The 26,307-nt window shown below is 39.6% G+C and carries 26 protein-coding genes and 1 other annotated feature; of the genes, 16 read left to right on the top strand and 10 right to left on the bottom strand.

What is annotated here, in order from left to right; genetic code table 11:
- Window positions 1–216 precede the first annotated feature (216 nt).
- Together NSQ62_RS17705 and NSQ62_RS17700 are read left to right on the top strand one after the other, a co-directional pair.
- Window positions 217–1,329 (top strand): GAF domain-containing sensor histidine kinase, encoded by a 1,113-nt coding sequence (locus NSQ62_RS17705; protein WP_341321403.1) that lies wholly within the window; start codon window positions 217–219, stop codon window positions 1,327–1,329.
- Window positions 1,330–1,341: 12 nt separating this feature from the next.
- Window positions 1,342–1,992: a response regulator transcription factor gene (locus tag NSQ62_RS17700; protein ID WP_341321402.1), complete on the top strand. Its 651-nt coding sequence runs from the start codon at window positions 1,342–1,344 to the stop codon at window positions 1,990–1,992.
- Window positions 1,993–2,033: 41 nt separating this feature from the next.
- Here NSQ62_RS17700 and NSQ62_RS17695 read toward each other — a convergent pair whose 3' ends face one another.
- On the bottom strand, window positions 2,034–3,338 hold the full coding sequence (locus tag NSQ62_RS17695) for a hemolysin family protein (protein ID WP_341323969.1): 1,305 nt from the start codon (window positions 3,336–3,338) through the stop codon (window positions 2,034–2,036).
- Between the two features lie 424 nt (window positions 3,339–3,762).
- On the bottom strand, window positions 3,763–3,966 hold the full coding sequence (locus NSQ62_RS17690) for a YheE family protein (RefSeq protein ID WP_341321401.1): 204 nt from the start codon (window positions 3,964–3,966) through the stop codon (window positions 3,763–3,765).
- 107 nt (window positions 3,967–4,073) lie between these two features.
- On the opposite strand from NSQ62_RS17690, the gene NSQ62_RS17685 reads away from it, so the two are divergent.
- Window positions 4,074–5,219 carry a DUF445 family protein gene (locus tag NSQ62_RS17685; RefSeq protein ID WP_341321400.1) on the top strand — a complete coding sequence of 382 codons (1,146 nt, stop codon included), beginning with the start codon at window positions 4,074–4,076 and terminating at the stop codon, window positions 5,217–5,219.
- 22 nt (window positions 5,220–5,241) lie between these two features.
- A complete protein-coding gene (locus NSQ62_RS17680; protein ID WP_341321399.1) occupies window positions 5,242–5,586 on the top strand; it encodes a YlbF family regulator in 345 nt (114 codons plus the stop codon).
- Between the two features lie 93 nt (window positions 5,587–5,679).
- Here NSQ62_RS17680 and NSQ62_RS17675 read toward each other — a convergent pair whose 3' ends face one another.
- Window positions 5,680–6,051, bottom strand: coding sequence for a hypothetical protein (locus NSQ62_RS17675; protein WP_341321398.1), 372 nt, complete (start codon window positions 6,049–6,051; stop codon window positions 5,680–5,682).
- A gap of 319 nt (window positions 6,052–6,370) precedes the next feature.
- Between NSQ62_RS17675 and NSQ62_RS17670 the strand changes: the two genes are divergently transcribed.
- The 5 genes from NSQ62_RS17670 to NSQ62_RS17650 all read left to right on the top strand — a co-directional run bounded on the left by NSQ62_RS17670 (window position 6,371) and on the right by NSQ62_RS17650 (window position 11,324).
- Entirely contained in the window at window positions 6,371–7,876 is a 1,506-nt protein-coding gene (locus NSQ62_RS17670) for a coproporphyrinogen III oxidase (RefSeq protein WP_341321397.1), read from the top strand.
- A gap of 203 nt (window positions 7,877–8,079) precedes the next feature.
- Window positions 8,080–9,267, top strand: a complete 1,188-nt coding sequence (locus NSQ62_RS17665; RefSeq protein WP_341321396.1) for an MBL fold metallo-hydrolase — start codon at window positions 8,080–8,082, stop codon at window positions 9,265–9,267.
- Window positions 9,254–9,505 carry a DUF3006 domain-containing protein gene (locus NSQ62_RS17660; RefSeq protein ID WP_341321395.1) on the top strand — a complete coding sequence of 84 codons (252 nt, stop codon included), beginning with the start codon at window positions 9,254–9,256 and terminating at the stop codon, window positions 9,503–9,505. The genes NSQ62_RS17665 and NSQ62_RS17660 overlap by 14 nt, the downstream gene beginning before the upstream one ends.
- A gap of 540 nt (window positions 9,506–10,045) precedes the next feature.
- On the top strand, window positions 10,046–10,834 hold the full coding sequence (locus NSQ62_RS17655; protein WP_341321394.1) for an HAD family hydrolase: 789 nt from the start codon (window positions 10,046–10,048) through the stop codon (window positions 10,832–10,834).
- A 124-nt stretch (window positions 10,835–10,958) separates the two neighbouring features.
- Window positions 10,959–11,324, top strand: a complete 366-nt coding sequence (locus NSQ62_RS17650; RefSeq protein WP_341321393.1) for a DNA polymerase III subunit delta — start codon at window positions 10,959–10,961, stop codon at window positions 11,322–11,324.
- A 44-nt stretch (window positions 11,325–11,368) separates the two neighbouring features.
- Here the strand turns inward: NSQ62_RS17650 and NSQ62_RS17645 are convergent, their stop codons facing one another.
- Window positions 11,369–12,619 carry a polysaccharide deacetylase family protein gene (locus NSQ62_RS17645; RefSeq protein ID WP_341321392.1) on the bottom strand — a complete coding sequence of 417 codons (1,251 nt, stop codon included), beginning with the start codon at window positions 12,617–12,619 and terminating at the stop codon, window positions 11,369–11,371.
- A gap of 225 nt (window positions 12,620–12,844) precedes the next feature.
- Window positions 12,845–14,467, bottom strand: coding sequence for a phosphoglycerate dehydrogenase (gene serA / locus NSQ62_RS17640; RefSeq protein ID WP_341321391.1), 1,623 nt, complete (start codon window positions 14,465–14,467; stop codon window positions 12,845–12,847).
- Between the two features lie 93 nt (window positions 14,468–14,560).
- Window positions 14,561–14,807, bottom strand: a binding site (T-box leader).
- Window positions 14,808–15,181: 374 nt separating this feature from the next.
- Between serA and NSQ62_RS17635 the strand changes: the two genes are divergently transcribed.
- From NSQ62_RS17635 to NSQ62_RS17625, 3 genes are all read left to right on the top strand, one after another.
- On the top strand, window positions 15,182–16,828 hold the full coding sequence (locus NSQ62_RS17635; RefSeq protein ID WP_341321390.1) for an FAD-binding dehydrogenase: 1,647 nt from the start codon (window positions 15,182–15,184) through the stop codon (window positions 16,826–16,828).
- A 60-nt stretch (window positions 16,829–16,888) separates the two neighbouring features.
- Entirely contained in the window at window positions 16,889–17,668 is a 780-nt protein-coding gene (locus NSQ62_RS17630; protein ID WP_341321389.1) for an enoyl-CoA hydratase, read from the top strand.
- A 132-nt stretch (window positions 17,669–17,800) separates the two neighbouring features.
- Window positions 17,801–18,970, top strand: a complete 1,170-nt coding sequence (locus NSQ62_RS17625; protein ID WP_341321388.1) for a hypothetical protein — start codon at window positions 17,801–17,803, stop codon at window positions 18,968–18,970.
- A 57-nt stretch (window positions 18,971–19,027) separates the two neighbouring features.
- Here the strand turns inward: NSQ62_RS17625 and NSQ62_RS17620 are convergent, their stop codons facing one another.
- Window positions 19,028–19,213, bottom strand: a complete 186-nt coding sequence (locus tag NSQ62_RS17620; protein ID WP_341321387.1) for a YhzD family protein — start codon at window positions 19,211–19,213, stop codon at window positions 19,028–19,030.
- Window positions 19,214–19,409: 196 nt separating this feature from the next.
- Here NSQ62_RS17620 and yhaM point away from each other — a divergent pair, with 196 nt between their 5' ends.
- Window positions 19,410–20,345, top strand: coding sequence for a 3'-5' exoribonuclease YhaM (gene yhaM, locus NSQ62_RS17615; protein ID WP_341321386.1), 936 nt, complete (start codon window positions 19,410–19,412; stop codon window positions 20,343–20,345).
- A gap of 603 nt (window positions 20,346–20,948) precedes the next feature.
- Here the strand turns inward: yhaM and NSQ62_RS17610 are convergent.
- Together NSQ62_RS17610 and serC are read right to left on the bottom strand one after the other, a co-directional pair.
- Window positions 20,949–22,205, bottom strand: a complete 1,257-nt coding sequence (locus tag NSQ62_RS17610) for an MFS transporter (protein WP_341321385.1) — start codon at window positions 22,203–22,205, stop codon at window positions 20,949–20,951.
- A gap of 69 nt (window positions 22,206–22,274) precedes the next feature.
- Entirely contained in the window at window positions 22,275–23,369 is a 1,095-nt protein-coding gene (gene serC / locus NSQ62_RS17605; protein WP_341321384.1) for a 3-phosphoserine/phosphohydroxythreonine transaminase, read from the bottom strand.
- A gap of 303 nt (window positions 23,370–23,672) precedes the next feature.
- On the opposite strand from serC, the gene NSQ62_RS17600 reads away from it, so the two are divergent.
- Both NSQ62_RS17600 and NSQ62_RS17595 read left to right on the top strand, forming a co-directional pair.
- Window positions 23,673–24,449: a formate/nitrite transporter family protein gene (locus tag NSQ62_RS17600; protein WP_341321383.1), complete on the top strand. Its 777-nt coding sequence runs from the start codon at window positions 23,673–23,675 to the stop codon at window positions 24,447–24,449.
- Between the two features lie 107 nt (window positions 24,450–24,556).
- A complete protein-coding gene (locus NSQ62_RS17595; RefSeq protein ID WP_341321382.1) occupies window positions 24,557–24,892 on the top strand; it encodes a zinc ribbon domain-containing protein YjdM in 336 nt (111 codons plus the stop codon).
- A 42-nt stretch (window positions 24,893–24,934) separates the two neighbouring features.
- Here the strand turns inward: NSQ62_RS17595 and NSQ62_RS17590 are convergent, their stop codons facing one another.
- The gene (locus NSQ62_RS17590) at window positions 24,935–25,786 is read right to left on the bottom strand and encodes a peptidylprolyl isomerase (RefSeq protein ID WP_341321381.1); all 852 of its coding nucleotides are present in this window, start codon (window positions 25,784–25,786) and stop codon (window positions 24,935–24,937) included.
- Window positions 25,787–25,928: 142 nt separating this feature from the next.
- On the opposite strand from NSQ62_RS17590, the gene NSQ62_RS17585 reads away from it, so the two are divergent.
- A complete protein-coding gene (locus NSQ62_RS17585) occupies window positions 25,929–26,042 on the top strand; it encodes a YjcZ family sporulation protein (protein WP_341321380.1) in 114 nt (37 codons plus the stop codon).
- A 71-nt stretch (window positions 26,043–26,113) separates the two neighbouring features.
- Here NSQ62_RS17585 and NSQ62_RS17580 read toward each other — a convergent pair whose 3' ends face one another.
- A complete protein-coding gene (locus tag NSQ62_RS17580) occupies window positions 26,114–26,299 on the bottom strand; it encodes a hypothetical protein (protein WP_341321379.1) in 186 nt (61 codons plus the stop codon).
- Between the last annotated feature and the right edge of the window lie 8 nt (window positions 26,300–26,307).

Here is a 26,307-nt window from a genome sequence, read left to right as displayed (position 1 = left end):
CTTCTACGTCTAGGCTAAAGCGCCAGCCCCTCGAGCTTTTCGGTCCCGCCGTCGAAAGTGATAGAACGTTTACTTTCTAGTCGGGCACTCCAAAGCTTGACGGGGCTTAGAGGGCGCTTTAGCGCTTTTGTTTTTCAAAAGTATGAGGGGAATTGCGGTGCTAGGGAAATGCTTGCGTGATATGATGAAAGAAAGCAATGAAAAGGACGAGTACTCATGACAAATGATCATTCAAATATTGCGATATTAAAAGAAATCGCTGAATTGTTAAACGAAGAAACAGAAATGATTCCAATGTTAAACGGGGCCCTTTCGAAGTTTTTAAGCGGGACGAAATTCGAAACGGGCTGGATTTTCTTTATTGATAAGAAGGGGAAATCCGAGCTTGTCGTGAAGCAAAATTTACCGAATGCACTTAGCTATAACGGTTGTGAGCACTTAAAGCGCGGAGGCTGTTGGTGTGTATCGCGCTATCGCAATGATGAGTTAAAAAAGGCGTCAAACATTATTGAATGCCAACGAATTGAAAGTGCAATTGAAGCAAATGTTGGTGACCACAATGACATCACGCATCATGCAACTGTACCACTACAATCAGGACAAGAGCGCTTTGGTTTATTAAACGTTGCTTCACGTAATACCGTACGTTTTACCGATGAGGAATTAGATTTACTCGAATCCGTAGCATTTCAGATGGGCTCAGCCATTAAGCGAATTTATTTAACGAATGAGCAGCAAGAAATCGCACGTGTACAGGAGCGTAACCGCCTGGCACGGGACTTACATGACTCCGTGAATCAATTGTTATTTTCCGTAACACTAACAGCACGAGCGGGTATTGAGATGACGGAGCAAGAAGAACTAAAGGAAACATTTAAAGATATTCAGCAGCTCACACAAGAGGCGCTAACCGAAATGCGCGCACTCATTTGGCAATTGCGTCCAAAAGGCTTAGAGAGTGGCTTGATTGAAGCAATTAAAGTGTATGCGGAAATGATGAATTTAACGTTAACGGTCCATGTAACGGGCGTCATTCAATTACCATCGCGCGTGGAGGAAACGTTATTCCGGATTGCGCAAGAAGCACTGAATAATGTGCGAAAACATGCTGGGGTCACGCATGTACAGATTTTTGTCAATGTGACGGCAACGGATGTATTACTTGTTGTAAAGGATGCGGGGCAGGGCTTTAATGTCGAAGTCGTCCACAGCATCCCGTCGATTGGTATTCAATCGATTAAAGACCGTTCACACGCGGTCGGTGGTCGTGCGGATTGGGTAAGTGAAATTGGTAAAGGAACAGAGCTATTAGTGCGTTTACCATATTAAGGGGGAATTGAGATGATTCGAGTATTAATTGCCGACGATCACCATGTTGTGCGTCGCGGATTATTGTTTTTCTTAAAAACACAAAAGGATATCGAAGTGGTCGGAGAGGCGAAAAATGGTATTGAAGCGGTAGAGCTTGTCGAAAAATTTAATCCGGATATTGTACTGATGGATTTAGTAATGCCAGAAATGGATGGCATTACTGCGACCAAAAAGATAAAGCAGAAGTGGCCGGATATTAAAGTACTTATGCTTACAAGTTTTTCGGATAAAGACCATGTGCTACCGGCAATGCAGGCAGGGGCATCCGGTTATCAATTAAAGGATATTGAGCCAGATGATTTAGTGGAATCCATTCGCCAAATTATGCGTGGTGAAAATACAATACATCCAGAAGCAACCTCGCAGCTAGAAGAGGGCCTTCGTGAAGATGAGAATAAACCGCATAGTTTAAACCCACTGACACCGCGTGAACAGGATGTATTAGCCGAGCTGACAAAAGGGAAAAGCAACCGTGAAATTGCCGCATCACTTTATGTAACCGAAAAAACAGTGAAAACCCATATTTCCAATATTTTCACCAAGCTGCAAGTACAAGACCGTACGCAAGCAGCACTATATGCAGTAAAGCATAATCTAACAGAACCAAGCGGGAATAAATGAAAAAAGCCCCCATTTTCTACTAAGAAAATGGGGGCTTTAAATTATGCTTTGTCTTGTATGTCAATCTCCAGTAATTTCGTTACTTCTAAATACAAGATATGGTGACCATCTTGTTCGGTCACTTTGAAACGATAGCCATCGTATTCAATCGTATCGCCTTCTTCAACGTCAAAGTGTTGCGTCATGAACCAGCCACCGATTGTATCGATGTCGTCATCTTCAATGTCTGTGCCTAAAATGTCATTAACTTCAGCTAATAACATTTTAGAATCAAAGATGTAATGGTCTTTGGCGATTTCTTGAATTTCAGGAATTTCATCTTGGTCGAACTCATCTTGAATGTCCCCAATGATTTCCTCAATGATGTCTTCAATGGTTACTAACCCAGAAGTACCGCCGTATTCGTCCATTAAAATGGCCATATGAATACGCTCGCGTTGGATCTTTAATAGTAACTCACTAATTTGAATCGTTTCAATAACGCGAATGACAGGCTGCATATATTCTTCCACTTTTTTATCCCCATTTGCAGGGTCTTTAATAAAAGCAGTTAATAAATGTTTCATGTTGATTAAGCCAATCACATGGTCTTTGTCGCCGTCTGTAATTGGATAACGCGTATATTGCTCAATCCCCATTAACTCAAATACTTCGCGGATTGTTTGATCTTTTTCGATACTAATAATTTCAGTTCGAGGTACCATAATCTCCTTCGCGATGCGTTCAGAAAACTCAAAAATACTGTTTACGTATTCGTACTCAGAGGAATTAATTTCTCCTCCTTTGTAGCTGTCTGATAAAATCATGCGAAGCTCTTCTTCAGAGTGTGCTGCTTCAGATTCAGAAATCATTTTTAAACCAAATAGTCCCGTTAAGGCACGTGCTGAGCCGTTTAACGTACGAATAAATGGATACATAATATTATGGAACAAAATAATAGCTCCTGATAAACTTAACGTGATTTCTTCTGCTTTATGAATAGCAAGAGTTTTCGGTGCTAATTCCCCAACGACAACGTGTACATACGTTACGATTGAGAAGGCAACAATAAATGAAAGAACTGATGTCACACTACCGCTTAAGTTAAAAAACTCAAAAATTGGATGAAGGATAATCTCAAAAGTAGGTTCTCCTAGCCAACCAAGTCCTAGTGCAGTAATGGTAATCCCTAATTGACAAGCAGATAAATACTCATCAAGATTTGCGATGACTTTTTTAGCGCGGATGGCTTTTTTGTTCCCTTCCGCAACTAGCTGGTCAATCTTTGTTGTTCTTACTTTAACTATTGCAAACTCGGTTGCAACGAAAAATGCCGTGGCGGCAATTAAGACAGCGAATGCTGCCAGCCTAATGGTTAGCTCAACTATGTCTACGTCCAAATATAGTCCTTATTTGCGGCGCGAATGAGCGTGGCAAATAAAGAGTACACCTCCTAAAAAAAATTTAATAATACAATGATAAAATATTTACGTTAAAAAAACAAATTTTGTTAGTTATAAATGAAAGGGAATTTAAGTGAGGTGATTAAGAAAAAAATATTTAAGTGAAAAATTGAATTTTCAGTATTTTAATGGTAATGTAATGAGTAATAAATTAGATAAATAGACGAGAACTTTATTTTAAAAAAATGCCAGCAAATAAACTCTCTAGCCAGCTATTTTGATAATTTACTTGAATGCGCATAAAGAGAGCATCCTCAAAATTTGAGGATGCTCTTTTACTGTTAAGGAAATTATAGATTGCTTAATGGCCCTTTAGCGCTTTTGTTCCTTATTCATAAACGTGGAACAACATAAGTTCGTGAATCATTTTTTCTACATTGGCAAGTTCTTGTGGTGTGTTACCGATAAATTTAATGCTGCCATCTTTATAATATTCTGCTTTGTAACGTTCGTTTTTAAAAAAGAAGCTGACGGACCAACCAGGAATTTGGCTGTTTTCGAATAATGGTTTATAGCTAAAATGTTGAATCATGAAACATCCCTCCCTATTTAATCGTACAAGAAAGTAGTCTGTTGTTGCAATTTTTGTTTGAACAAATTAATAATAGAAGTAAGATAGATGAGAAAAGAGTGAAGACAATGGGAGAATTTATTACGCTATTACTGTTGCTTGGTGTGGTAGGGGCGGTTGTTGGAGCAGCGACAAATTATATGGCAATTAAAATGTTATTTCGTCCGTATAAGCCAATCTACTTTAAAAAGTGGAAGTTACCTTTAACGCCGGGTTTAATTCCAAAACGTCGCGGTGATTTAGCGATTCAATTAGGGAAAACAGTATCAGAATATTTATTAACACCAGAAACGATTAAAAAGAAATTTTTATCACCAGAAGTGCGTGCAAGTGTATTAACATTTGCGCAGGAAAAAGTAGCGCAAGACGTATTTACAGAAGAAAAAAAATTAAATGATTGGCTTCATTTAGCAGGCTTTTCTTCATTAACTCAAACGGTTGAAGGGAAAGTAGATGAACTGATTCGCAGTCAATTTATGTCGGTGAAAAATACATTATCTACAAAAGCGATTCGCGAAATTTTACCAACGGATTTAGAACCGGTGCTAGATCGTAAAATTGATGAGGCAGTGGTACAAATTTTGCAAAAGGGTGAGGATTATTTCTTATCGCCAGAAGGTACATTAACGATTAAAAATATGCTGGATGATTTTTTATCAACGAAGGGTTCGTTTGGTGGGATGATTCAAATGTTTTTAGGTGATTCGACATCACTTGTCGATAAAGTGCAGCGCGAGCTTGTGAAGTTTTTACAAGCACCAGGAACAGCCGCATTACTGCAACGTATTTTTAGTGCAGAGTGGGAGAAAATTAAAAATCGCCCAGCAATGGACTTTATGAATGATGTAAACTTTGATACGATTGAAACAAGCATTCAAAGCTATGCAAAAAATGCATTAGCCCTTGAATCTCGCTTAGACAAAACGATTAATGATTATTGGCCACAGGGGAAACAGTGGGCAACAGATGAGCTGCTACCGAAAATGATGGATAAACTGTTTATCGCAGCAGAAGGTAAAATTGAAGACGTGTTAAAACGTTTAAATTTAGCGGAAGTTGTGCGTGAGCAGGTGGATTCATTCCCAATTGCGAAGTTAGAAGAGCTGGTGCTTGGTATTATTAGCAAAGAGCTTAAGCTGATTACTTGGCTAGGTGGTATTATTGGTGGTCTTGTCGGGCTGATTCAAGCGATTATCGTCTTTATGACGAATTAAAACAAGAAGGTAGGACATACAAGTGATCAACATTTATGATGATATTAACAAGCTTCAAGCAACATTCCGTAAAACAGAGGAATTCGTCAATCTACAAAAAGCGGTAGAGGCGGTACGTGAAGACGAAGAATCAAAAACATTATTCACAAACTTCCGTGATGTACAAATGAAGTTTCAAGAAAAGCAAACAGCTGGTGAAGAGCTTACAGAAGAAGAGTATGTATACCTACAAAAAACAGCACAATTAGCGCAACAAGACATGAAGATTTTAGCTATGCTAGAAGCTGAAATGGCGTTAAGCACAGTGATTCAAGAAGTAAACCGTATTATTACACAACCAATCCAAGCGTTATACGACGAATTATAAGATTTATTGCGTGAAAGAGTGATCAAACTACGAAAAGTTTGAGCAACTAGGACGCAATTAATAACTAAAGGCTCACACATTTGTGTGAGCCTTTTACAATGCAACGGAATGCTTAGGAAATTTTTGTGTGTATAGTCGAATGCTATCTGAAAAATGAGGATGCTTTGTCGCCAGCTTTGCGATGTGCATTTCGTCTGTGTACAGTAATTGGTAGTTAAAATGCTGGGAAAAGAAGCGTTGTACGTTTTCGTAAAGATTATTTAACGAAATGGCCCCGAATAATTCATCCCGATCCACTAAAAAAATTAAATCACAGGTCGTTGAATGGTTCGCATAAGACACATTGATTGTAATGTAAAATGTACGTTCGTCGCAGCGATTTAAATCAAACTTATGAATGTTGATAAATAATTGATTTACAATTGTCGTAAAATTTTCTGATGTTAATTTTTGCGAAATAATCAACCTTTCCACCTCCATATAACGTCGACTCATTGAAAGTATAAAATATTCTGTCAACTAAGTCTAATGTTTATAGTTAATTTTTAACAATCGCGTGAACGGATAATGGATAATCATTTCCATTCCTTATGATGTAACTAAATTATATCTTTGTAAGGTTAAAATTAAGTTAAAATAAAATTATTTTTTTAATAATTTTTCCACTGAAAATAAGCACGATTCCTTTATTCCATTTCATTTTTTGATACAATGAGATGGATTTTGTATTTAGTAAATAATCGACAATATGTTTTTCAATAGATAGGAAAGTAGAGAAGAAATAATGAAAACAATTCATATAAATCAACAATTTAAAGAAGACTGGACGCGCGTATTAAATCATATTGCGAATTTGTTTTATGAGGATTCAGTTATCCAAATCGAACAAGACGGCGCGGATATGCTAATGGCGTTCGAGCATTCGATTGATGAAACGTTTACGGTTCAAACTACAGCCAAACTAACTGTTGAGAACGAGACATACACGAGCAATTATTCAATAGCTTATGCGACAGAGGGGACGGAAAAAGAGCAAAATATTCGTCTGAAGCGTGCGTTATCTCACGTGATGCTCGATGTACTGGAACAATATTCAGGCATGACACAGCAGTGGGGGATTTTAACAGGCGTTCGCCCAACAAAGCTATATCATAACTACCGTAAAGCTGGGAAAACAGATGCAGAAATTGCGACGATTTTAAAAGAGGATTTCCGTATTTCGGATCAAAAAATTGCGCTTATGAAAGCCATTGTGGAACGTCAACTGATGATTATTCCTGATTTAGATGAGCTTGGACGTGAAATTTCGATTTACATTGGTGTACCATTCTGTCCAACAATGTGTGCGTACTGTACATTCCCCGCGTATGCCATTCAATCGAATCGCAAAGCAGGTCGCGTGGACAAGTTTATCGACGGGCTACACATTGAATTACAAGAGATGGGTAAATGGTTAACGAAGAAAAACATGCGCATTACGTCAATTTATTGGGGTGGGGGTACACCAACATCAATTGAGGCGCATGAAATGGATGCCCTTTATAAAACGATGTTTGATGCATTCCCAAATCCCGAATCGATTCGTGAGATTACGGTGGAGGCAGGTCGCCCAGATACGATTACACCAGAAAAAATTGAAGTGCTGAAAAAATGGGGCATTGACCGTATTTCGGTTAACCCACAAAGCTACACACAAGAAACATTAAAAGCAATTGGCCGTCACCATACTGTAGAAGAAACGATTGAAAAGTTCTGGCTGTCACGTAATTCAGGCATGAACAACATTAATATGGACTTAATTATTGGTTTACCAAATGAAGGCATCGAGGAATTTCAGCATTCATTAGAGGAATCAGCAAAAATGCAGCCAGAAAGCTTAACGGTGCATACACTGAGCTTTAAGCGTGCATCGGAAATGACGCGTAATAAAGATAAATATAAAGTAGCAGACCGTGATACTGTGGCACAAATGATGCAAATGGCGACGGACTGGACAGCTGAAAATGGCTATGTCCCATACTACTTATATCGTCAAAAAAATATTTTAGGGAACTTAGAAAATGTCGGCTACTGTAAGCCAAATGAAGAATCGATTTACAACATCGTTATTATGGAAGAAGTCCAAACGATTTTAGGTATTGGTTGCGGAGCATCGTCGAAATTTGTGCACCCGGAAACGGGCAAAATTACGCAATTCCACAATCCAAAAGATCCGGCGGCGTACATTATGACGTTTGAAGAGGCAATTGCTAAGAAAATAAAAATTTTAGATGAGCTGTATTCATCATAATCATATGTAAACAGGGAATGTTACCTCGGTAGCATTCCTTTTTTCTGTGCGCGACTGTAACGCCCATTCAAGCAGTTTATCACGGTCGAACATCGGATGAAACAGGCAGACGATGCTTTATACATGTCGGTCCTTTTTTCATTTTTATTTAGCCAAATGTTGTGTACACTAAAGAATAGAAAAACTAAAAAGGGATTGGCAAAATGAAAAGATTAATAGGGCTTTTAGTAGCAATGCTGCTTGTATTAACGGGCTGTACAGAAGTAACAGAAACAACTCCGGCAGTAGCAGGAAAAGAAATGTCGGTACACTTTATTGATGTTGGGCAAGGGGATTCGATTTTAATTAAAGCCCCAAACGGAAAGACCATGCTCATTGACGGCGGTGTAAAAAGCGCGGGGAAAACCGTGGTCGACTATTTACGTACACAAGGTGTAACGAAGCTCGATTATGTTGTAGCCACACACCCCGATGCTGATCACATTGGTGGGCTAATTGCAGTACTAAATTCGATTTCAATAAAAGAGTTTATCGATTCAGGAAAAGTACATACTTCACAAACGTACGAGGAAATGCTGACATTAATAAATGACAAAAATATTCGTTATACGGTACCAAAAGCAGGTGACACATTGGCACTTGATCCTACAGTACTAGTCGATGTAGTCGCAAGCGATGAAAACGCCTCAGATAATAACGAGGCATCCATTGTATTACGTGTAGCCTATCAAAATATTTCATTTTTATTAATGGGTGATGCGGGGCATGCGATTGAAGAACAGCTTATACAAGACGGGGTAGACGTAGAAGCAACGATTTTAAAAGCAGGGCATCACGGTTCGAATACGAGCAGCTCACTGCCATTTATTCAAGCAGTGCGTCCACTTGCAACGATTTTAAGCTATGGTCAGGACAATAAATACGGTCATCCCCACGCAGAAGTGGTTGATGCAGTAACGCAAGTCGGTAGTGAGATTTACGGGACGGCAGAATCAGGGATGATTGTGGTGAAGACAGATGGTGTAACGTATGATATTAACGCGAAGCCGTGGACAGGAATTGGCGCAACAAGCTCGATTACACCACCAAAGTCAGGTAAGGTGGAATTAGTGAGTCTAGATTTACAGGCTGAAATCGTAGCGATTAAAAATAACAGTAACGAAGCGGTTAATTTACAAGGCTGGCAATTAATTTCGGTAGAAGGCAATCAAGTATACAACTTCCCGAATGTAAATTTAGCACCGGGTAAAATCATTTATGTGACGAGTGGTAGTGAAGCAAAATCGAGGGGCAATTCACTGGAATGGACGAAAAAGCAAATTTGGTTAAACTCAGGGGATCCGGCACAGTTGAAAAATGCGAAGGGGGACATCGTTAGTGAGCTACCATAAAAAATATACATTAGATCGTTTTGAAGGGGATTACGCGATTTTTTTACAGCGCCCAGAAGAAACACAGCAACTCCTCATTCACCGCACAGATTTAGCAATTGAAGTGAAGCAAGGTGACATCGTATCGATTAACGATAACGGGCGTACGTACGAGATAACAGTATTAAACGAAGAGACCGTTAGCCAAAAAGACCGCATCGCTAATTTAATGCAACAGTTGCGTGAGAAGAATAAATAGTTCGAATGAAAAAGCACTGAAAACGTTAAGCGAGTTTTCTGTGCTTTCTTTATAGGTTCATCACCGTAACATGGGGTTGCGGTTTCTAATAAAGTTTTACTGTATTGATTGGCGGGCTGCGGCATGAGCACGACTTGCTTCTGAAGCAGAGTGACGCGGAGCGAAGGGTGAGCTACATAAACACTTGTTTCAACGAATAGAGTTGTGCGGAGTGCAGGGGCGGACTCCTTGGCGATTAAGCGTGCGCGGAAAATCCACTTTTGATGCCGCCGTCAGAGGCATCAAAAGTTAGTTGGAGCCACGCCGCCCGGAAAGCCTGCCCCGGAACGCAGTACAACGGACACGAGCTTAAAATCATCTTGCTTCAACGCGTTTCCCCTGTAGCGTAGCAGAGGGGACGCAAGTAGAAATATCTGTCATCCCCAACTTATGGTGAGGATCTTATATTTAATTTTTAGAAAAGTCAAAATGAATCAAAAATAACATGCTTTATTATGATAAAATAAGAGTGTACATAATTAAAGTTTAGGAGCAAAATTCATGGCAATTAAAACAATTATTTTCGATTTAGATGATACACTGCTATACGATCAAAAATCCGTAAAAACAGCATTTGAAAAAACATGTGCTTATGCAAGCTCAGTGAAAAACGTAGACGCTGTACAGCTTGAAGACGAAGTGCGTAAAGCTGCACGTACATTATATGAAAGCTACGAAACGTATGATTACACAGTGTTAATTGGGATTAACCCGTTTGAAGGTTTATGGGGTACATTTGATGACCCTACCCCACAGTTCCAAAAAATGAAGGAAATCGTACCGGGCTACCGTGCACAATCTTGGACGAATGGTTTAGCCGCGCTTGGTGTAGACGATGCTACATTTGGCGCAGAACTGGGAGAGCGCTTTGTGGCAGAGCGTAAAAAAGCACCGTTCTTCTACGAGGATACCTTTGCCGTTTTAGATGAACTAAAAGGCAAGTATCAGCTTGTCTTATTAACAAATGGTGCACCAAGCCTACAAAAATTAAAATTAGAAATCACACCCGAAATCGTACCGTACTTTGATCACATTATTATTTCAGGCGACTTTGGTAAAGGAAAACCAGACGCGTCCATTTTTGAGTTTGTAATGGAAAAGGCCAATGTTACAAAAGACGATGGGATTATGGTTGGCGATAATTTAATGACGGATATTTTAGGTTCATCTCGCGTGAATATGCGCAATGTATGGATTAACCGGGAAGACAAGCCACAAAATCCAGATGTGACACCGACGTATGAAGTGACGTCATTAACCGAATTTCTAAAGCTCGTTCAAACATTATAAATGCTAAAAACGCATGGATTTCTATGCGTTTTTTAGTTTTCTAGAATAATGACTTTAAAATAGAGAATTTTCTAAAAATTTATGATATACTGGCTATACAAATACAATGAAAGAGGTTGTTCTTATGGATAACAATGGAGCATGCCGCTGTGAAAACTGCGGACGTACAACTGAATATGTACAGGTAGATTTTGTAGTGATCGCACGTCATAGTGCCCAACTCTGCTTAGCGTGTGCCCATGTGTTATCGATGCCTCATCAGCACGAACGATTTTTCAAGCTTGTGCGTAAAAAAGATGTAAAACAATCCAATGTGGAAATGCAAAAAGCCCATCGCCTGTTATCAGGGTTTATTGCGGTAGGGGCAACGTTAGCGGCAGTAACTGTAGCGGTTGTAAGTATGACGCAAGGTATTGAAGTGGCGAGCACACTAGATTTTGCAATGGATTCAGAAACACTAACATTTTTAAATTTAAAGTCCTTTAATTAAAAAGTTCCACGATTCGTAATCAAGTACGAATCATGGAACTTTTTTTATTTCTTTAAAATTTCCGATACAGTTACAAATTCATAGCCCTGCTTTTCCAGCAACGCTAAAATAGGCTCTAATGCATCGGCTGTTGTTTGGTGGATATCGTGTAGTAAAACAATACTGCCGTTTTTCGCGTTTTTTTGTACCGATGCTAATGTTTGCTTTGGATCGCGATGCTTCCAATCTAATGTATCAATTGTCCATAGCACACTCGGTACTTTTAATTGATTCGATACGGTTTTATTAAGAGCACCATATGGTGGACGAAATACAGTAGCGTTTTGCCCAATGACTGCTTTAATCGCCGCGTCAGTGGAGTCAATTTGTAGCTTTATTTTTCTTGCTGACAAAGTTGTTAGTTTTGCATGATTAAACGTGTGATTACCGATTTCGTGACCTGCATCAGCAACGGCTTGTAGCACTTTCGGATTCTTTTTTACTTCATTTCCGACAACGAAAAACGTTGCTTTTGCATCGTATTTCTCTAGTATTTTTAAAATTTGCGGCGTTACTTTTGCATGTGGTCCATCATCAAAAGTGAGCGCTATTTTTTTTACTTTCGTTGAACTAGTAGGTTTTGTAGTAGCTGGTTTTTCTTTTGCCGGTATTAAGCTACTTGCTAACACATAGCCTGATAGTTTGTCGGTCGTAACAAATGCCCAACCTACTAGGGTCGTTAGCATCTTTACTTCAGATTTGGCTGGAAGTTGCCCAATGACCGGACCAGATGGACTTGCAGTAGAACGTACGACAACACCCTTTGGATCTTTTACTGTCATTAATTTGACTTTTGGTTGAACAAGTAGATGTTTGTTCACATAGCCTGCTAGGTGACCGTAGCGTACGAAAACGAAATTTTTTGAATCTGTTGGATACACCTCAACGATACTGTTTAAATGGAGCTTGCCACGTCCCTCACTTTGCTGTAAATCCGTCACGTGAACAAGTGGCGCACTTTTTGCTTGTACGAGCATGTATTGAGGTGGAAGGATTGTGAGCTGGTCGCTTTTAATGTAGCCAACTTGTGTTTTGAATTGCACTTTAAGCCAGTCGTCTTGCACGGCTAACACGGTAACTGGTGCGTGTTTCGGTAATTCTGTCAAAACGTACTGGAAAGACTCATCAAGTAACTCGCTCGCCTCAAGCGTGAACTTGATGTCAGCAGTAGGTGAGGCTGTTGAATGTTGCGGTAAAAAGAAAAGCACAAACCCGAAGCAAAGCGTCATAAAACATCGCATTATTGTTTTTTTCATATAGAAAATTCCTTTGCATAAGTTTCGTTAGAATTGTCAAAATTTTTCTTGATATGTCTAGTATACAATTCACTGTACAAAACTTGAATGAAAGTAAAATAAATCCTTATTAAGAACTACAACTGGGATTATTAATGAGTAGAATTCGTGTGTAAAATAGTTAATTTTACTGGTAAAAAAATACGGATAAGCTGCATAATGCGCTTATCCGTATTGAAGGTGAAATTATAGAGAAATAGCTTTTACTTCATCGATATTTTCAAGTTGTGCTACATAAATTAAATCTTCCGTTGTTACTTCATTATCCACTACAAGCATCATAACAGCAGAACCACCAACTTGATCACGACCTACTTGCATCGTTGCGATATTGATTTCTTTTTCTGCTAATTTTGTTGCTACGCGACCGATTGAACCTGGTTTGTCTTGGTTTTTAATGTAAAGTAGGTTGCCGTTTGGAATTACGTCTACAACGAAGCCTTCTACTTTTACGATACGTGCGCCAAGGCCGTTTAATAATGTACCAGCAACTGTATGTTTTTCAGTTTCTGTTACGATTTCAACTGTAATTAAGTTTGTGAAGCCTTTTGCAGTTGTTGTTTTATGCTCGTTAATTTGCATACCGATACGCTCAGCTAAGTAACGTGCGTTTACATCGTTTACGTGAGAACCGTGGTTTGTAGATAGTAAGCCTTTAATAGCGTTTGCTGTTAATGGACGAACGTCAAAGTTTGCAACTTCACCCGCGTAAGAGATGTTTAATTGTTGAATGCTTTCTTCTGTTACTTGGATTAAGAATTTACCAAGCTTTTCAGCTAATGCAAAGAATGGCTCTACTTGTGCAAGCTTTTCTTTTGGAATTGAAGGCATGTTTACTGGGTTTGTTACGGTACCTGTTTTATAGAATTTAATGATGTCGTTTGATACGTCAACAGCAACTGATTCTTGTGCTTCTACTGTAGATGCACCTAAGTGAGGTGTTGCGATCACTTGTGGTAACGTTAGTAATTTGTGATCTGTTGCAGGCTCTTCAATGAATACGTCAAGTGCTGCGCCAGCGACTTTACCTTCTACGATTGCGTCATATAAATCATCTTCGTTAATAATACCACCGCGAGCACAGTTAATAATGCGAACGCCGTCTTTCATAATTGCAAAGCGCTCTTTGTTAATGATGTTACGTGTTTCAGGTAATAGAGGCGTATGCACTGTGATGAATTCAGCAGCTGCACAAACTTCATCCACTGTACCTTTTGTTACGCCAAGCTCTTTTGCGCGCTCTTCAGTTAAGAATGGGTCATATGCGATAACGTTCATACGTTGACCTTTTGCACGGTAAGCAACTTCTGCACCGATTCGGCCCATGCCGATTACGCCTAATGTTTTATTTTTTAACTCAACCCCAACATATGATTTACGGTCCCATTTACCGTTTTTCAGTGTGTTGAAGGCTTGTGGAATGTAACGAGCTAAAGATGTCATCATGGCGATTGTATGTTCAGCAGCAGAGTTTGTGTTACCATCTGGTGCGTTTACTACGATAATACCGTGCTCAGTTGCAGCTGTTAAGTCGATGTTATCTACACCTACGCCAGCACGACCGATTAATTTTAAGTTTTTTGCTGCTTCGATTACTTCGCGCGTTACTGTTGTTTGAGAACGAACTAATAATACTTCAACGTCCGCGATTTTTGCGATTAATTCTTCAGGAGCAAGACCTGTATCGATAATAACGTTTAAGTTTAATTCAGTTTCCTGACGTAATGGAAAAATCCCATCTTCACTAAGTGGATCTGCAATAAATACGTTAATTGTTTTTGTTGCCTTTTCGATAACTTCAGTTGCCATAATAAAATTCTCTCCCTTAATCTTCATCGTTTTTTTGATTGTTATGTTTTATGAAACATAATAAAAAAAGCCTTCCGTCCCTTACATGTCACTGTAAGGGGCGAAAGGCTAATAAATATCAGAATCGCGGTACCACCCTTATTCGTTGTTGTAATATTCCGAAAAATATACATACAACCTTATCCATATGCGTAACGTGCATGGGACGGAATAACCTACTACAATGTTCAGCTATTCTATTCAAGAGTGGAACTTACTTCGCGTATACACTGGTTTACACCAACCACCAGCTCTCTTTGCTATACAAAACGAATTAGCATGTCTCTATCACAATAGTTTGTCGTGATTAAATTTGTTAACATCATAAACCCGATTGTTCACCTTTGTCAACGGAATTATCGGAATTTATGAAATTATTTTTGTTTTCATCTGTGTGTAATGGTTAAAAACCGAACTATATTTAAAATAATTATCAAATCATTCGTTTTGGTGGCTTTTGGATGTAAGCGCTAACGATGTTGATATAACTAGATTTAATTGAATTTACTGAAAAATTTAGTTGATTAATATAACAATGAAAATTCGGATTCACTTTTTATGACATAAAGTTGTCAGCTTTTGAAATGAGCTTGATTTACTTTCCTTCTGATTTTTGAAGGGGAATTGTAACGAAGCACGAACATGTAAAGAAGAAACACAAAGGAGGCGTTTTGTATGCATTATGATGTAATTGTTGTAGGTGCAGGATTAGCGGGATTAGTGACGGCTTGTGAATTACTGGATGCCAATAAAAAGGTGTTGCTTGTCGATCAAGAGCCTGCCAATTCAATTGGCGGACAGGCGTTTTGGTCATTTGGAGGTTTGTTTTTAGTGGATTCACCAGAGCAGAGAAGACTTGGAATTAAAGATACAAAGGAACTGGCATGGCAAGATTGGCTTGGGACGGCGGGGTTTGACCGGCTAGACGATGAAGATGCATGGGGCTACAAGTGGGCGAAGGCTTATGTAGATTTTGCCGCAGGGGAGAAATATAACTGGTTAAAATCAAAGGGCATTCACTTTTTTCCGGTAGTTGGTTGGGCAGAACGTGGTGGCTCACTAGCAGGTGGGCATGGGAATTCTGTACCGCGCTTTCACATTGTGTGGGGAACAGGTCCTGGCTTAGTCGAGCCATTTGCACAAAAAGTGTTACAAGCAGCAAGCACGGACAAAATCGACTATAAACCACGTCATCAAGTAACAGAGCTGTTAACAACAAATGGTGCAGTAACAGGGATTCATGGCAATGTATTAGAAGAAAGCAATATTGAACGAGGAGAGAAAAGTTCTCGAGTTGTCATGGATACGTTTGAATACACGGCAGATGCTGTTGTTGTCGCAAGTGGTGGTATTGGAGCCAATATTGAACTGGTAAAGAAAAATTGGCCCGCACGTCTCGGTAAGCCACCTGAAAATATGGTGTCGGGTGTACCGGCTTATGTGGACGGAAAGGTGCTTGAAATGGCAGAGGGAATTGGTGGACGTATCGTTAATCGTGACCGTATGTGGCATTACACAGAGGGTTTGAAAAACTGGAATCCGATTTGGCCAAATCACGGCATTCGTATTCTACCTGGTCCATCATCAATGTGGTTTGATGCAACAGGCAATCGCTTTAGCGCTCCAAATTTCCCAGGCTTTGATACGCTGAGCACGCTTGAAGCGATTGGACAAACGGGCTATGACTATTCGTGGTTTATTTTAACGGAAAAAATAATTGAAAAAGAATTTGCATTGTCCGGCTCGGAACAAAATTTAGATTTAACAAATAAAAGTATTAAAGAAGTATTAAAGCGTGTGTTACCTGGCCCACCATCAGCCGTGCAAGCGTTTAAAGACTACGGGGAAGACTTCGTTGTTGCTGATAGCTTAAAGGATTTAGTGGACGGTATGAACAAGCTTGTCGGTAGCGAGTTACTGGATTTCATTCATATTAAGGACCAAATTTTAGCGCGTGATCGTGAAATGGATAATCATTTTTCAAAAGATGCACAAGTAACAGCAATTCACGGGGCACGTAATTATGTAGGAGATAAATTAATTCGTGCTGCAAAGCCTCATAAAATTTTAGATCCAAAAGCAGGACCACTCATTGCGGTACGCTTAAATATTTTGACGCGTAAAACATTAGGGGGCTTACAAACGAATTTGGATGGGCAAGTATTAACCGACACAGGGGACCCAATCAAAGGGCTTTTTGCAGCAGGTGAAGTGAGTGGCTTTGGTGGTGGCGGTGTACATGGCTACCGTTCGCTTGAAGGGACATTTGTTGGTGGTTGTCTGTTTACAGGTTTACAAGTTGGGAAATTCCTGAGTAAATAAAGGGAAAATGCTACACGTTGTCGAAATGAATGATTATTCATAAATAAGGGGTGTATAGAAATGTACGAAACTATTCAATTAGAAATCGCTGAACGTAAGGCAACATTAACATTAAATCGACCAACTGCAATGAACGCGATGGACTTTACGATGATGCGCGAATTAGCGGATTGCTTTGAGGCGCTACATAAGGAGCAGGGTGTACAAGTACTTGTTATTAAAGGAGAAGGAAAAGTATTTTCTGCTGGTGGCGATGTGAAAATGATGGCCTCTTCCACGGACTTCTCAGATTTCGGCACGATTATGGGTGATATTGCACGTTTAGTTAAAGCCTATTACACACTACCGATGCTGACAATTGCGCAAATTCACGGCGCTTCTGCGGGGCTAGGGTTTAGCTTAGCGTTAGGTAGCGATATTATTGTGGCAGAACAGTCAAGTAAGCTTGCGATGAACTTTATTGGAATCGGCTTAATTCCAGACGGTGCGGGTCATTTCTTTATGAAGGAACGTTTAGGTACAGCAAAGGCCAAGCAAATGATTTGGGAAGGCAAAGTGTTAAACGGTGAGGAGGCATTAGCACTTGGCTTGATTGACTATAATGTAGCAGACGGCGCAGCAAGTGTCGTAGTCGATCAGCTTGTTGGGAAACTACTTGCTTCACCAATTTTAGCAATGATTGAAACGAAGCAAATTTTACACGGTGCAAACTTAGCACAGCTTGAACAAATTTTACAAGGCGAGTCAGCGGGACAAGTGAAAATGCGTCAAACAAAAGATCATTTAGAGGGCATCCAAGCATTCGTAGAAAAACGAGTACCTCAGTTTAACGGGAAATAAACAGATTGGAACTAGCATGAAATGTGCTAGTTCTTTTTCTTTTATTTTTCACAATTCTAAGTGAACAAAAATCTGTACAACATCCCCGAATGCCCTTATGATAATGAAGGACTTAAAAACTGGAGGTACTTCGTGGAACAAATACTGCTTTCTAAAAAACATCGACAATTACTGCATAATGTCTATTGTCCAACTGTCGAACAAACGATTGCAATCTGTGAAGTTGAGTTAGAGCAACTAGAAGAAGGTCAAATCAATTATTTAGAAGTGCCATTTGATCAATTTGAACAAGTTATCGCGCATTTTAATAATACTGACTATATAAAGCAGGGTGCATTCACATATCAGCAGGTGCGCCATATTGCAGAGGCTGGGAACATTCATCACTTAACGATGAATGAGCAAGGTATGATTTGTTTTCTTGAGGAAACAATCGGTATGAGTACAGCGCTGTCATTTGCCCAAAGTAAATGGAATGGCGCAGAGCGTGAGGATGCTGTAGAAAATGCCGTTTTAACAGGCTTATCAATTATTGGTGAATCATTCGCCGAGGAAATTATAGAACAACAGATCCAGTTTGCTACGATGAGTGAACAGATCGAGTTAGATGAAGGTATGTTAGGTGCTATTAAGAAGAATGGTACCAAAGCGGTTGTTAAGAGAATGGCCGGCTCCGCAACAAAAAAGGCGGCATACAGCTCGATTGCGGCTAAAAAGGCAATTACGTTATTAAATGCTAATGTTGTGACAGGAGCAATTGTGACGGGTGTGATGTCGAGTGTTGATATTGTCCGTACCATTAAAGGCCAAATGTCACCTGCACAGCTATTTAAAAATGTATCAAAAACCGCAGCAAGTGTAGCCGGAAGTATTGGTGGCTTAATCGTTGGTGGTGGGATTGGTTTTACGATTCCAAATGTTAGTACTGCGGTTATTAGTTTAATCGGTGGGATTATTGGCTTAATATTAGGTAGTGTTGTAGCAACAAAGCTTGCGAAAAAGCTGTTAGATTTAATCATTAAAGATGACGCAGCTAAAATGGTGGAAATTTTTAATGAGCAGTTAGCCGATTTATCGGAGCAATATTTATTGAACGAGCGGGAATTGCAGCAAGTACTACATGATTTCAATGAAATTTATAATATGCCACAAGAATTTCGGGAGATGTTTGCAACGGACAATCGTGCGGCGTTTGCACGTGGCATGATCGAAAAAGAGTTAGACCGTATTGTACGTCAGCGCATGTATTTACAAGTACCGACGAATCAAGAGCTTTATAAAATGATTGAGCGATTCGTTTAAAAAAAGGTGGATACCCAATATTTTGGGTACCCACCTTTTAATATTATGTAAGCATATTTACACGTGGAATAAAATTAATTTCCCTTGTGAATTGACTAGGCGATGTGTTTTTTCGGCAATGCCCTTGTCATCGATTTGCTTTTGGCCTTCAATTTTCGCGGTTTCGTCGTTATCAAAAGTCCAAACTTCATCGAATAAAGTTTCTCCCGTTTTTTCGAATGCAGTAAAACGATAATTCTCCATTACAACCACCCTTTATAAGCAAGATAATTTCATTATACATAAAATATTTAGACAATTCACGGGATAACTCTGATTAATGTAGAAAATTACTGAATTTTTGACATGTTCATGAACGGTAGCGCGGTCTTTTACTCGGTAACATTTGCATATACATGTTACAATAAATTGTAATAGCGTAATAAAGGAGTGGTTGTTTGTGAATGGAATTACGAAACTTCAACCTGGGGATCAAGTCGATCAATATTTGTTAATTAAAGAAGCAAAAAAAGGGGTAACAACAGTCGGGAAACCGTTCATGTCACTTGTATTACAAGACCGTAGCGGGGACATTGAGGCGAAACTGTGGGATACAAATGAAGAGCATGAAACGTTATACTATGCCCAAGCAATTGTAAAAGTTGGTGGCGAAATTCATGATTACCGTGGGAAAAACCAGCTACGTGTGAAACAAATTCGTCCAGTACGTGAAGAAGAGGGCGTTACGATTGGTGATTTACTGCCAACTTCAGCTGTTCCAAAAGAGCAGCTACTTGAAGAGTTAATGCAATATTTCTTCCAACTGCAAAATCCAAACATTTCACGAATCACACGATTTTTAGTGAAAAAATATCAAGAGCGTTTAATTATTTATCCGGCAGCAACGAAAAATCACCATGATTATGCATCAGGCTTAATCGATCATGTTGTGTCAATGTTGAAATTAAGTGAAGCGATATGTGATTTATATCCAACATTAAACCGCGACCTGTTGTATGCAGGTGTGATTTTACATGATATCGGTAAAGTCATTGAGTTAAGTGGTCCAGTTGGTACGATGTATACGGTAGAAGGCAATTTACTTGGTCATATTTCGATTATGGTCAATGAAATTGGTCAAGCGGCAACGGAATTAAATATCGAAGGCGAAGAAGTGATGTTACTGCAACATTTAGTCTTATCACACCATGGTAAAGAAGAATGGGGTAGCCCGAAAAAGCCAATGATTCAAGAGGCCGAAATTTTGCATTACATCGACAATATTGATGCGAAAATGAACATGCTAACGCGTGCGCTTGATAAAACAAAGCCAGGAGAATTTACAGAGCGCTTATTCCCACTGGATAACCGTTCATTCTATAAGCCTACAATTTAACCAACGAAATAAGCATGGATTCCAGTTAAATAGGAGTCCATGCTTATTTTTATTTTCATAAGAAGAATTTAGTTTGCTTTTCTAAGAAAGTTTTACTGTTTTGATTGGTGGGCTACGGCAAGACAGCGATAAAGCCACGTGATACGTGTCTCTATCACTGCCTTTATTGCCGTTTGCGAGGCCCACCAATCGCAAAGTGTTGCGCTCAGTATAAAGTGAAGAGCGAGAAAACCAGCCGCTTGCGCTAACGCGAGGCTGCAGAGAGCGGAAATGCTCGGATGTGCCTATAGGTAGTACTATGTAAAAAAAGATTCTTTTTTTACAGAAGTGCTCTTTATACCAAATTAGAGTGCCGCGTAGCGAAGGGTGAGCCACGAAAAGATCCGCTTCAACGAAAAGAGTTGTACGGAGCGCAGGGGCCGACTTCTAGAGGGTCAGCGTGCGCGGAAAATCCACTATTGATGCCGCCGTTAGAGGCATCAATAGTTAGTTGGAGCCACGCCCTCAGAAAAGCGTGCCCCGGAGCGCAGTACAACGGACTCAAGCCTAAAATCACCTTGCTTCAACGCGATTACACCCGTAGCGTAGCACGGATTCTGCACTTTACTTTTGCAGAGTGACTGCAGTTGGCTGTTTTTTGATCACAATAACAAACAAACTAGCAATCAAGCAGAATCCGCCTGCTAGTAAGAAGGCGATTTTGTATGAGCCCATTGCTTCAAAGACCACACCGCCAAAATAAGCCGCCACAGCAGCCCCTACTTGGTGAAAGGCGACCATCCAGCCGTACATCATGGCACTTTTTTCGAGTCCAAAGCGTTGGCGTGTTAAGCCGATTGTTGGTGGAACGGTGGCAATCCAGTCCAGCCCATAAAAAATCGCAAAAATCATGAGCCATGTAGACGAGCCACTAGCTAATGCAAACGGTAAGGCAAGGAGCGAAAACCCACGCAGTGAGTAATACCAAAACAGGAGCCAGCGATTATCAAAACGGTCCGTTAGCCAGCCGGATAATGTGGTACCGATTAAATCAAAGACGCCCATAAACGATAGCATGGCAGCGGCGGTAACAACCGGAATGCCAAAGCTAATACAATACGAAATAAAGTGGGTGCCGATGAGTCCGCTTGTCGATAATCCGCAAATAAAGAAGCTCCCGGCTAGTAGCCAAAATTCCTTCACCTTCAACCCTTCCACTAAAGCGTTTAACGCCATTTTAAAAGGATTCCCAACTTGTATGCGTGCAGGTTCAGTAACTTCTTCATTTCCATAAAGCCCAATATTTTTTTCGCTCGGATAATTCCGCATAAAGAGCGCGATAATCAGTAGCATGACTATGCTTAATATGAAAATTAAAAAAATCGCAGTTTGCCATGAATAGCGATCTACTAATGTTGCAAGGACAGGCAGTAAAATAAGCTGTCCGGTTGCCGTTGCGGCGGTTAAAATACCAACTGCTAAGCCGCGGCGTTTCACAAACCAACGATTGGCAACCTGTGTACTGAGTACGGTTAAAAAGAGTCCAGAACCAATGCCCATCATGACACCCCAAATAAGGATGAGCTGCCATTCTTGTTTCATGACAAATGTGCAGGCAAGGGCAATGGATAATAGTAGCATGGAGCCAAGCATCATACGTTTTAGCCCGTATTTTTCAACGAAAGCCGCCATAAACGGACCGGAAAAGCCATATAAAAATAAACAAACCGCAAAGGCAAGGGAAATCGAAGGACGACTCCAGCCAAAGTCCTGTTCAAACGGGTCGATAAATACCCCGGCCGAGGAACGAATAATACCGGCAACGATAATTGAAATGAATGTTACCGCTAAAATAATCCAACTATAATGCCATTTTTTCAAAGCGACACCTCCGCATATAGACAAAAAATGCCCCCACGTGAGGGAGCATTTTTCAAGTTGTAAAATCGATTATTGATTGTCTTGCTGGAATTTCACCATGAAGTCTGCAAGTGCTTTACATGCTTCAACAGGTACTGAATTGTATGCTGATGCACGGCAGCCGCCAACTGAACGGTGACCATTTAATCCAACGAATCCAGCTTCTTTTGCTTCAGCTAAGAATTTTTTCTCTAATTCTTCGTCTGCTACACGGAATGTAATGTTCATTAATGAACGAGAATCCTCTGTCGCATGACCGTAGTAGAAGCCGTTTGAGTTGTCAATTGTATCGTAAATGTATTTTGCTTTTTCTTCGTTACGTTTTTCGATTGTCTCTAATCCGCCTTGCTCTTCCACCCATTTTAATACCTCACCTAACATGTAAATTCCGAATGTTGGTGGTGTGTTGTAAAGTGAGTTGTTTTTCACATGAGTTGCGTATTGTAACATTGTTGGAATGTCTGTGTTTGCTGTTTCTAGTAAATCTTTACGTGCGATTACCACGGTTACTCCAGAAGGACCAAGGTTTTTTTGAGCACCCGCGTAAATCATCGCGAACTTACTAATATCTACTTTTTTCGATAAAATATCAGAACTCATATCTGCGATTAATGGAATATCTGTTGTCGGGAACGTTTTCCATTGTGTACCGAAAATTGTGTTATTTGATGTTAAGTGAACATAGGCCGCGTCTTCGTCGACAGTGATGTCAGATAGGGCAGGGATGTTTTTATAATTATTTTCTTTAGTGCTTGCTGCTTCAACTGGCGTCCCAAAGAATTTTGCTTCCTTGAATGCTTTTTCAGACCAAGCGCCTGTTTGAATGTAGCTTGCTTTTTGACCTTGAGCTAAGAAGTTCATCGGGATCATTGTGAATTGAAGACTTGCGCCGCCTTGTAAAAATAGTACTTCGTAATTTTCAGGAATCTCATAAAGTTTACGTAAGCGTGCGATCGCTTCGTTATGTACCGCTTCAAATGTCGCGCTACGGTGACTAAGCTCCATAACTGACATGCCTGTGCCTTTAAAATCAACTAACTCGGCTTGTGCTTTTTGTAAAACCTCAAGTGGTAATGCTGATGGACCTGCATTAAAGTTAAATGCGCGTTTTGTCGTAACTGTCAATGGAAACACTCCTTGTGTAAAGTAAAATAATCTCTAAATTGATAATATACTCTTTTTCTATAAATGTGGGAAAATTCGTGAAATTATTTTACTTAAAAACAAAAAAGAGCAGAACTCATGACATATTCACGAATTTCTGTATTGAATGAAATAGAAACGTTCGTTTTTAAACGATAATTTTATAAAGTGTTAAGTGATTCACATATGAATGTTAAGAAAAAGACTGTTTTCAAACATTCACTTACATGAAGCGCGTATCTTGTTATAATTTAGGAGACATCTATAGGAAATGAGGTAGTCTAATTGAATGAAACATTTCAAGCGATTGCAGCAATGGCACACAAGAAAGTAAAAATTTTAGAGCGCAGCGTATTTAGTTACCTTATGCTCGCCTTTTTCGGGGGGCTTTTTATTGGCTTTGGAATGCTAACCTTTATCGTCATCGGAGGCATGCTCACACCAGCAGAAGTACCGTACATTAAAATTGTACAGGCTGCGGTTTTTGGTATCGCGCTTTGTATGGTCATGCTTGGCGGGGTGGATTTATTTACAGGTAATAACCTCGTGTTACCCATGGGCGCACTTGAAAAACGCATTTCGTGGTTTAGTGTTATGAAAGTATGGACTGTGAGTTACGGTGGGAACTTTGTTGGAGCCTATGTTTGTGCATGGTTACTCGTAATGACCGGCTATGTCGTTGGTGATTTGGCGATGTATGTGGAAAAGGTGACCGTGTTAAAAACATCTGCTAGCTTTAGTGAACTTTTATTTCGCGGCATTTATTGCAACCTCCTTGTTTGTTTGGCGGTGTGGTGTACGTATCGTGTGAAAAGTGAAGGGGCGAAAATCGCGCTAATTTTTTGTTGTATTTTCCCATTTATTTTAGGTGGCTTTGAGCATAGTATCGCAAATATGATGTTATTTTCAGTAACAGCACTTATCCCACAAGGCGCAGCGTTTACAATGGGAGACTTTATACATAATTTGATTCCTGTAACTATCGGCAATGTCATTGGTGGCGCATTATTAGGTGTGGGACTATGGTTAACAGAAACCGGAAATCGCATCGATCATTTATAAGAAAAGTGCTTTAGTTTTGTAGAATTCGTGTAGATTAATGAGCTAAAGTTGTTTCTAAGCGGGAAGTATGACAGTATGGAAGGGAATAACTACTGGAGGTATGTAAAATGGAATATCCGAAATGCCCACAATGTGGCTCTGAATATACGTATGAAGATGGTGCAAACTATGTGTGCCCTGAATGTGCACATGAATGGCCACAAGCTGCAGAAGCAGTAGAAGAAGAGGGCTTAGTTGTCCGCGATGCAAACGGCAATCTATTAGTAGATGGCGATGCAGTAACGGTGATTAAAGATTTAAAAGTAAAAGGTAGCTCATCTACATTAAAAATTGGTACGCGTGTAAAAAATATTCGTCTTGTAGAAGGCGATCACAACATTGATTGCAAAATTGATGGTTTCGGCGCAATGAAATTAAAATCAGAGTTTGTTAAGAAAAACTAAAAAAATGCGGAGTCCACATTCGGACTTCGCATTTTTTTTTGCTTATTCAGCTGAAGTCATATTTTCAAAAGCGCCTTTTAAGTCAGCGTCTTTTACGTCAACTTTTGCTTCTTTGATTAACTCAGCCATTTTTGTGTTCCAGTCGCCTTTAGTAGCAGCGATCGCTTCACGGATTTCTTCTTTTTTATCTTCTAATGAACCGTAGTCTTTTACTTCACGTTTGTCCAATACTTGGATGATGTGGTAACCGAAGTCAGATTGTACTGGTTCAGAAATTGCATCAATTTCTAATGCGTAAGCAGCATCGTTAAACGCAGGTACCATTGTTCCCGTAGAGAACCAACCTAGGTCGCCGCCTTTTTCAGCAGAACCAGTATCTGTTGAGTTTTCTTTAGCTAATGTTGCAAAATCTTCACCAGCTTTTAGTTTTTCAACTAACTCTTTTGCTAAAGCTTCGTCTTCCACTAAGATATGACGAGCATTTAACTCTTGAGAAGATTGGTCGTAATAGTTTTGAATTTCTTCGTCTGTTACGTCAACATCCATCGTTGCTTTTTCTTGTAATAAGCTGAAGCGGATGTTTGTTTTTAACATATCTTCTGTTAAGTTGCTTTGTGCTAAAGCTGCTTCGTAGCCTTCACCATATTGTTCTTTAACAGTTTTTAATTCTTCTTCAATCTCTTTGTCTGTTACTTCATATTTGTCGTTCAAGATTTTTTCGACTACCACTTGTTGTAAAAGCTGATCGCCGGCAATTTCCTTGATTGAGTTATAAAAATCTTCTTGTGTGATGTCACCAACGCTTGTTGAAACGACAACTTCATCACCAGGGTTACTACATGCCGCTAAACCTAAAGAAGCAGCGAATGTTAATGCTAAAAGTGTTTTCTTCATTTTTAAATACGCTCCTAACTGAACTTTAAAATCACTAGTTACTATAACATAAACGATTTAAAAACAAAATGGTTGCATATCAAAATTGCCTAAGTTTTACAAAGGAGCGTGCATAGGATAAAAGGAGAAAGGAGGTGAGCGTATGAGTGGTGGCGGTGGCTACAATGGTGGCGGAGGCGGCTACGGTTCAGGTTTTGCGCTATTAGTCGTATTATTCATCCTATTGATTATCGTAGGAGCAGCGTTTATTTACTAGGTTATGTAGGTAACACAAAAGGTGATGCACAAGTGCATCACCTTTATACGTAGTAATGTTTATTTGACGAGTTAAACAGCGAGTAAAACTTCCACATACAGGCTAACTAATAAAATGGTAATCAGTACATTAATTGTGCGGAAAATTTTAGGTTGTTTTTCTTCTGGAATTTCACGACGCATACATAGGGCAGCCGTCATTCGATTAATTTGGAATAAGTATATTACTGAAAATAAAATGACAATAAGTAGTAACAAATTTATTC

The organism is Solibacillus sp. FSL H8-0523 (assembly GCF_038051985.1).
Taxonomy (GTDB): Bacteria; Bacillota; Bacilli; order Bacillales_A; family Planococcaceae; genus Solibacillus.
The sequence above is the reverse complement of the archived record's forward strand: the minus strand, read 5'-3'. Positions and strand labels throughout refer to the sequence as shown.